The organism is Frankia sp. AiPs1 (genome assembly GCF_023716945.1).
Classification (GTDB): Bacteria; Actinomycetota; Actinomycetes; order Frankiales; family Frankiaceae; genus Frankia.
The window spans coordinates 1-7,400 of sequence record NZ_JAMQQF010000286.1 but is presented as its reverse complement, the minus strand read 5'-3'; the positions used below and the strand labels follow the sequence as shown (position 1 = coordinate 7,400).

7 protein-coding genes and 1 pseudogene are annotated in these 7,400 nt (G+C 73.2%); 5 read left to right on the top strand and 3 right to left on the bottom strand.

The features are described from left to right. A partial coding sequence (locus ND748_RS20800) for a BTAD domain-containing putative transcriptional regulator (RefSeq protein WP_251747671.1) occupies nucleotides 1-2,205 on the bottom strand: 2,205 nt, incomplete at its 3' end. 229 nt (nucleotides 2,206-2,434) lie between these two features. Here ND748_RS20800 and ND748_RS20795 point away from each other — a divergent pair. Further along, on the top strand, nucleotides 2,435-3,202 hold the full coding sequence (locus ND748_RS20795; RefSeq protein WP_251747670.1) for a hemerythrin domain-containing protein: 768 nt from the start codon (nucleotides 2,435-2,437) through the stop codon (nucleotides 3,200-3,202). Nucleotides 3,203-3,204: 2 nt separating this feature from the next. After that, a complete protein-coding gene (locus ND748_RS20790; RefSeq protein WP_251747669.1) occupies nucleotides 3,205-3,576 on the top strand; it encodes a DUF4267 domain-containing protein in 372 nt (123 codons plus the stop codon). 170 nt (nucleotides 3,577-3,746) lie between these two features. On the opposite strand, the gene ND748_RS20785 is transcribed toward ND748_RS20790, so the two are convergent. Next, the gene (locus ND748_RS20785) at nucleotides 3,747-4,463 is read right to left on the bottom strand and encodes an SDR family oxidoreductase (RefSeq protein ID WP_251747668.1); all 717 of its coding nucleotides are present in this window, start codon (nucleotides 4,461-4,463) and stop codon (nucleotides 3,747-3,749) included. 71 nt (nucleotides 4,464-4,534) lie between these two features. On the opposite strand from ND748_RS20785, the gene ND748_RS20780 reads away from it, so the two are divergent. Continuing rightward, on the top strand, nucleotides 4,535-5,350 hold the full coding sequence (locus tag ND748_RS20780; protein ID WP_251747667.1) for a helix-turn-helix transcriptional regulator: 816 nt from the start codon (nucleotides 4,535-4,537) through the stop codon (nucleotides 5,348-5,350). Nucleotides 5,351-5,484: 134 nt separating this feature from the next. Here ND748_RS20780 and ND748_RS20775 read toward each other — a convergent pair whose 3' ends face one another. Continuing rightward, the gene (locus ND748_RS20775) at nucleotides 5,485-5,976 is read right to left on the bottom strand and encodes a MarR family winged helix-turn-helix transcriptional regulator (RefSeq protein ID WP_251747666.1); all 492 of its coding nucleotides are present in this window, start codon (nucleotides 5,974-5,976) and stop codon (nucleotides 5,485-5,487) included. Nucleotides 5,977-6,095: 119 nt separating this feature from the next. Between ND748_RS20775 and ND748_RS20770 the strand changes: the two genes are divergently transcribed. Together ND748_RS20770 and ND748_RS35100 are read left to right on the top strand one after the other, a co-directional pair. Beyond that, nucleotides 6,096-7,148 (top strand): MsnO8 family LLM class oxidoreductase, encoded by a 1,053-nt coding sequence (locus tag ND748_RS20770; protein WP_374215988.1) that lies wholly within the window; start codon nucleotides 6,096-6,098, stop codon nucleotides 7,146-7,148. Nucleotides 7,149-7,285: 137 nt separating this feature from the next. Next, nucleotides 7,286-7,400: pseudogene (locus ND748_RS35100) on the top strand (gfo/Idh/MocA family oxidoreductase); the annotation flags it as partial.

Below are 7,400 nucleotides of genomic sequence, written 5' to 3'. Positions count from 1 at the left end.
GGCCCGGACCGCGTAGTCGACGGCCCGGCGCGCCGTCGCCGCCGAGGCGGCCCGCAGGTAGTGGTGGGCCAGCGCCGGGGTGTCGTCGGGCCGGAGCCGTTCGAGGGCGGCGCCGAGACCGCCGTGCATGCGCATGCGGCGCAGCCGACTGAGATCGGTGCTCAGGGTGTCCCGGACGAGCGCATGGGTGAACCGAACCCGACCCGGAGCGGGCTCGGTGAGCAGACCGGCGATGATCCCGGCATCCAGGGCGTCAAGCACGCCCTCCTCGTCGGTACTGGCCGCGTCGACGAGCACCTCGACGTCGACCTCCCCGCCGGCGACGGCGGCCAGTCGCAGCACTGCCACCGCCGCCTCCGGCAGGCGCGCGAGCCGTCGGCGGAGCACGTCGCGTACGCCGTCCGGCACCTCGGACAGCGCGACGAGCGCCCCCTCGCTGGCGAGCAGGCGCGCGCTCTCCCGCACGTGGAACGGATTGCCCCCGGTGCGTTCGGCGAGGGCCAGCACGGTGTCGGCGTCGACGGGCCGCTGGCAGATCGCGCCGACGACGTCGGTGATCGCCGCCCGGGACAGCCCGCCCACCGCCAGACGCCGTGGTGAACGGGTGGCCAACCCGGCGAGCGTCTCGGTCAGCGCCGGGCCGACCTCCCCGTCCCGGTAGGCCGCCAGCAGCAGGATCGGCGCGTCGGTCGCCTGCGAGCCGACCGCGCCGAGCAGGGCCAGGGTCTCCGCGTCGGCCCAGTGCAGATCGTCCAGGATGATCGCCAGTCGCCCCGCCGGCGATCGGTCGGCGAACGTTCGTAGCCACGTGATCACGGCCTGGTGAAGCCGGAACCGGCCGGCCGAGGCGTCGAGACGATCGGTATCCATGGACGCGTGGTCGGACGCGTGGTCGGGCGCGTGGTCGGGCGCGTGGTCGGACGGGTAGACGGCCGGCGGGCCGGGCGGCCGGTCCGCGAGGAGGGGATCGAGCAGCTCGACCAGCGCGGCCGGCGGGGGAACGGCGTCGGCCAGCTCGCGCAGGGCCTGCCGCCATGCCCAGGCCGGGGGAGCACCCTCGTCCTCAAGGCACTGCCCGGCGACGACCAGCCAGCCGGTCGTGGCCAACCGGTGGCGCACCTGCCGCAACAGTGCCGACTTCCCGGCTCCCGGTTCGCCGGTGACCAGTGCGATCCTCGCCCGGTCGGCACCCCCCTCGGCGGCCCGGACCTCGGTCGCACGAACCTCGGCGGCGTCAACGTCGGCGGGGTCAACGTCGGCGGCGACGTCCGCCAGCGCGGCGAGTTCCCGCTCGCGCCCGGCGAACAGCTCGGTGACCGACGGGAAGCCCGGCAGTGGTCGCGGTGATCCGGCTGGCTGTGGTGATCCGGCCGGCGTCGGTGATCGGGACGGCCCGGGTGATGCGGGTGGTGCGAGCGGTTCGGGAGCCGAGGGGCGCATGGCCGCGCCGAGGACGTCCCGGTCCTGCTGGAGGATCGCCTCCTCCAGCCGGACGAGTTCGGGTCCGGGGTCCAGACCGAGCTCCTCGGCCAGCTGCCGGCGGGCGCGGCGCAACGCGTCGAGGGCGTCGGCCTGCCGGTTGCCGCCCCACAGGGCGAGGGCCAGCAGTCGCCAGCCCTCCTCCCGCAGGGGCTCGCGCCGGGTGAGCGTGTCCGCGAGCCGCACGGCGGTGGCCAGGTTGCCCTCGCGCAGCTCGACGGCGGCGAGCATCTCCCGGGCCTCGACGCGAAGGTCCGCCAACCGGGAGGTCTCGGCGGTGGCCCACGATTCGTCGGCGACCTCACCGAAGGCATCGCCGCGCCACAGCGACAGGCCCTCGGAGATCAGCGCCCGGGATGCGGTGCCGGCGGCGTTGCGCCGAGCCTCGCGCAGCAGCGACTCGAACCGCCAGGCGTCCACCGCGTCCCGGTCGAGCGCGACGGCGTATCCCGGACTCGCGCTGATGAGGATCGTCGCCGGTGTCCGCGGCGCTCGTCCCGGCTCCAGCAGCCGGCGCAGGTTGGAGACGTAGGACTGCAGGGAGGTCACGGCCTTGGCCGGCGGTTCACCGCGCCACAGGTCCTCGATCAGCCTGTCCACCGAGACGAGCTCGCCGCGGGCGACGACGAGCCGGGCGAGGACTGCCCGTTGCCGCGGCCCGCCCAGGGCGACGGGGCGTCCGCCCACCTCGACCGCCAGCGGGCCGAGCACTCGGATCCGGACCATCGCGTACCGATCCTATCCATCCGGTCCCACTCATCCGGCGAACCGGCGAACCGGCGCAGCGGCGAACCGGCGCAGCGGCGCAACGGCTCCAACTCGGCTCCATGAGCGCTCCAAGTGTCGCCTCCGATGCTGGTCCCAGCTCACAGGAACAGCCCGAACGCGATCGGAGATCGATCGCGCACCGGAAAGGTCGCGGACCCGGAAAGGCCGCGACCGAGGGAGGAACACCGTGACCATTTCCGCAGCCCCCGACACTGAGATGGAACGCCCGAACACCCAGGAGATGGCGATTATTCATCGGGCCTTCCGCCGCGAATCGCGGTTGCTGGCCGAGCTCACGGCCCGGGTTCCCGCGGGCGACACCGCCCGGGCGCGGGTCCTCGCCGGCTACTTCCGGTGGTACCAGTCGGGCCTCGGCGTGCACCACCACGGAGAGGACGAGCTGGTCTGGCCGCTGCTGCTCGCCCGCCTGGACCTGGGCGCCGACGTCGTGCTGCGGATGGAGGCCCAGCACGAGAAGGTCGCCGCGAGCCTCGCGCGGGCGCAGACCGCCCTGGTGGCCTGGGAGGCCGGCGCGGACCGGTCGGATCGGGACGCCCTCGTCGAGGCTCTCGTCGAGCACCGGGCGGTACTGACCGAACATCTCGACGACGAGGAAACGCACCTGTTGCCACTCGCCGCCGCGTATCTCAGCGTGCCGGAATGGGCGGCGCAGGGCGAGCACTTCCTCGCCAACACCCCGAAGAACGCGCTTGTGACCCTGCTGGGTGCCGTGTTGGAGGACGTGCAGCCGGCTGAGCGCAAGGCTTTCCTCGCCGGGCTTCCGCGGCCGGCCCGCATCATCTGGTTCACGGTCGGCCGGATTCTCTACGCGGCCCACGTGCGCCGGATCCGGGGTGGCCACCGACCCGCCGCCATCGCCGCCGACCAGCCGGGCGCCGTCGACGAGGCGAGTGCCGTCGACGAGGCGGCTCCCGCGACCAGACTGGCGCGGTAGCCATGACAACCGTCGCCTATGTGCTCTCGTGGATCGTCAGTGTCACCATCATCTTCATCGGCATGCGGTTTCTGCTTGTACCCCGGGCCGCCGCGGCCGCCTTCGGCGTCGCCGTGCCGCCGGACATCGGCCAGGCCGATGCCTTCTTCGCGGTCAAGGGAATTCGGGACATCGCCTCGGGGCTCGTTCCGATAGCCCTGATCCTCGCCTCGACCCACCAGGCGGTCGGCTGGTTCATGCTCATGATCACCGTCGTCCCGCTCGGCGATGCCCTGATCGTGTTGCGCAACCGGGGGCCCAAGGTCACCGCCTATGCGATCCATGGGCTGACGGCCGTGCTGCTGTTCATCATCGCGGGCCTCCTGCTGGCCTGACGAAGACGGCTCGCCCGGGATGGTGCCCCGACGCGAGGCCGGGCTCGACCCGGCCCTTCGGCGGGGCACCGGACGTGGCCGGCCGGCATCCGCGGTCTACCGGGGCTGGCCTCGGAGTGCGAGCGGCGCACCACCGTCACGCCTTCTTCGACCTCGCCGACACGATCAGGTCACCAGGGCACGGGCGTTCCGTCCCAGGAGAAGAAGCCACCGGTGGGGCCGTCGTCCGGCAGCAGGGCCAGGCGGAGGGCACCCTGCGCGGCCTCGGCCGGGTCGCCGCCGGCAGCGGCGGCCTGGGGGTTGAGATCGGTGGCCCGCAGGCCGGGGGCGAGCGCGTTGACCTTGAAGCCGTCCTCGGCCAGCGTCTGGGCGTAGAGGACGTTGAGGGCGTTGAGGGCGGCCTTGGACGACCGGTAGGCGGCGGCGGCGCCGTTTCCCGGGGCGAACTGGGGGTTGGCGGTGGTGCTCCAGGCCAGTGACGCGGTGCCACTGGAGATGTTGACTATGCGCGGGTGCGGGGACCGGCGCAGGGCGGGCAGGAAGGCATTGGTCACCGCCACTACCCCGAACACATTGGTCTCGTATGTGCGCCGGTACTCCTCGACGGCGGTGTCGGTCGGCGGGGCGAGTGACGGCGAGATGCCGGCGTTGTTGACCAGCACGTCCAAGCGGTCCAGCTGAGCCGCGGCCTGTGCGACGCCGTCGGGATCTGTCACGTCGAGGACCAGCAGCCGGGCCCCGGCTCCGATCTCCTCGACGGCCCGCTGCCCGCGCCCCGGGCCACGGGAGCCCACGTACACGGTGAAGCCCTCGGCGGCGAGCAGCCGGGCGATATGCTGGCCGATGCCCTTGTTGGCACCGGTGACCAGAGCTGTGCGTTCATTCATGGCAACCACACTTCCCTGGCCGTGGGTGCCCTGCCAGGGACAGCCTGTACCAGGCCGGGGGAGGGGGCGACATGGCGCGCCAGGAGCTGGCCCACTACCTGCGGGACCGCCGGGAGGCCCTGCGTCCGGCCGAGATCGGCCTGGCGGCGACGGGCACCGACCGCCGCACACCGGGTCTGCGCCGCGAAGAGGTGGCGGAGCTCGCCCACATGTCGGTCGACTACTACACACGGCTGGAGCAGGCCCGGGGGCCGCGGCCATCGGCCCGGATCCTGGACGCGCTGGCCCGCGTTCTGCGGCTCACGCCGCCCGAGCGCAGCCACCTGTTCCGCCTGGCGGGTTCGAGCGCGCCGCCTGGCCTCAGCGCCGTGCGGCGGGTGCGTCCGCACGTGGCCCGGATGCTGGCGCGGCTGCCGGAGACCGGTGCCATCGTCACGGACGCGGCGTACGACGTTGTCGCCTGGAACCCCCTGGCCCGGGCACTGCTCGGCGCCGACCTTGGAAGCGGGACGACGAACCTGGCCCGACGCCGCTTCCTGGGCCAGGGGCAGATGTACGAGAGCTCCAGCGCCGAGGAATTCGGGCACATCGTGGTGGCACGGCTGCGCCGGGCCGCGGACCGCTACCCGCATGACTCGCGGCTGGCCGCGCTGCTCGCCGAACTGCACGCCGGCAGTGCGGAGTTCCGGCAGATCTGGGAGGCGCGTCCGATCCACGCTCCCGGGCACCGCACCAAGACCCTGGACCATCCGGAGGCCGGTGCGCTGCGGTTGAACTGTGACGTCCTGCTCGTGCCCGAGGACGACCAGGAGGTTGTCCTGATGACGGCCGACCCCGGATCACCTGCCGTGCGGGCCCTGCGCAGGCTGGCCACGCAGGCGACCTGAAACGAAGGATGCGCACAGGTCTCGCCGACAGTCCTGTCTCGCCCACGGTCCTGGAGCGTCGCCACCGGATGTCCGCTCGGGCCTGTGCCCACCTTGATGTCGAGGCTTTCCACGCCCCCTATCCGCCGACGTGGTCAGGAAGCCGGGGACTGGGCGTCGATGCGTCGCCGCGTGGTGGAGAGCCGATCGGCGACCAGCTCGAGGACCTCGGCGGCGATGCCGACGTGGGTCGGGTCCAGCTCGGCGATCACCGAGCCGAGCAGGTCGCGGCGGGCGGCGTGGACGCTGTCCAGCGCGTGCCGGCCGCGCTCGGTGATGTGGATGAGGTGGACGCGGGCGTCGCGGGGCTCGCGCCGCCGGCTGATCAGGCCGTCGCGTTCGAGCCGCTTGATTCGCGGGGTGACCGAGGAGACGTCGACGCCGTGGCAGGCGGCGACCGCGGAGACGGGCATGGGGCCGTGCCCGTCGAGGTACTCCAGCAGCGCCCACGAGGCGGCGGGCAGGTCGAAGCCGGAGCGCCGCGCGAGGTCGTCGACGGTGGCACGGTCGGCGAGGATCCGCGCCACGTCCGCGAGGGCTCGCTCGAGGGCGGCGAGGGCGGGCGGCGTCGCGGGCGCGGGGTCCATCGGTCCACGGTAGAGACGCGCGGCGCCAGACCACAAGTTGGGACCAACCAACTATCGGCTACGGTGGAACGGTGACCATCGCCGCCATTGCCGCAGACGACGCCGTCGCCAGGCCGCGGGTGAGGCTGTCGATCGTCGAGCTGGGCACCGTCGCGCCGGGTACGGACGAGCGGCAGGCGCTCGTCGACGCGGTCGAGACGGCCCGGCACGCCGAGGCGTGGGGCTTTCACCGGGTCTGGTTCGCCGAGCACCACCTGAGCCGGTCCGGCGCGTCGCACCATCCGGAGCTGCTGATCGCGGCCGCCGGTGCGCGGACGTCGACGATCCGGATCGGGTCCGGGACGGTCCTGATGAACCACTACAGCCCGTTCAAGGTCGCCGAGATGTTCGCCCAGCTTGAGGCGATGTACCCGGGCCGGATCGATCTGGGCATGGGGCGGGCGACGGCCGGGCCGGTGGTCGACCTGGCGTTGCAGCGTGACCGGCGGCAGCCGACCCAGGACGACCACACCCAGCAGATCGCCGAGACGATGGCGTGGCTGTACGACGCCTTCCCGGCGGAGCACCCGTTCGCCGGCAACCCGTTGACGCCGTCGGTGCCCGGCGTGCCGCAGACCTGGTTGCTGGGGTCGAGCCCGTCCGGGTCGAACCTCGCGGCCGGGCTCGGCCTCGGGTACGCCTTCGCCGGCTTCATCAACCCGGCGGGCGCCGCGGCGGCGCTGCGGCACTACCGCGAGCAGTTCCGACCCCAGGGGTTCGGGCTGGCCGAGCCGCGGTCGATCCTGGCGGTGAACGTCACCGTCGCCGAGACCGAGGCGCAGGCACGGCGGCTGGTCGGCTCGGCGAAGGGCTTCTACGCCCGGCTGCGGCGCCAGGGCGGCAACGCGATGCTGCCGAGCGCCGACGAGGCCGCCGCGGAACTCACCGACGCCGAGCAGGAGCAGCCGACCCGGATCGTCGACGGGCGATGGCCGCAGTTCGTGGCCGGGGACGCCGACGGGGTCCGGGCCACGCTGGCGCGGATGCTCGCGGAGAGCCAGGCCGACGAGCTCATGGTGCAGAATCTCATCGCCGACCCCGCCGACCGGCGCCGCTCCCACGAGCTGCTGGCCGTCATGTTCGACCTCCAGCCCGCCACGGGCGTGGCGCCGGCGGCGCGCACCCCGACCTGACCGACCTGCGACCTGACCGACCTGCGACCTGACCGACCTGCGACCTGACCGACCTGCGACCTGACCGACCTCCCGACCTGAGCGGTCTATCAGATTCCCTGACGCCTGAAGGCGTCGATCCCCTTCGGAGGTTCTTGATGGCAGCGGAGACCGAACGCACGGTGGGCGTCGGCATCGTCGGCCTGAGCGCGAACGGCGGCTGGGCGGCCGGGGCGCACCTGCCCGCGCTGGCCGCCGTCGACGGCTTCGCGC

Bases quoted from the DNA above. Each gene is read 5' to 3' on its own strand.
- ND748_RS20780 (WP_251747667.1), top strand. From the start codon at position 4,535: ATGGCGCGCCAGGAGCTGGCCCACTACCTGCGGGACCGCCGGGAGGCC.
- ND748_RS20790 (WP_251747669.1), top strand. From the start codon at position 3,205: ATGACAACCGTCGCCTATGTGCTCTCGTGGATCGTCAGTGTCACCATC.
- ND748_RS20785 (WP_251747668.1), bottom strand. From the start codon at position 4,463: ATGAATGAACGCACAGCTCTGGTCACCGGTGCCAACAAGGGCATCGGC.
- ND748_RS20775 (WP_251747666.1), bottom strand. From the start codon at position 5,976: ATGGACCCCGCGCCCGCGACGCCGCCCGCCCTCGCCGCCCTCGAGCGA.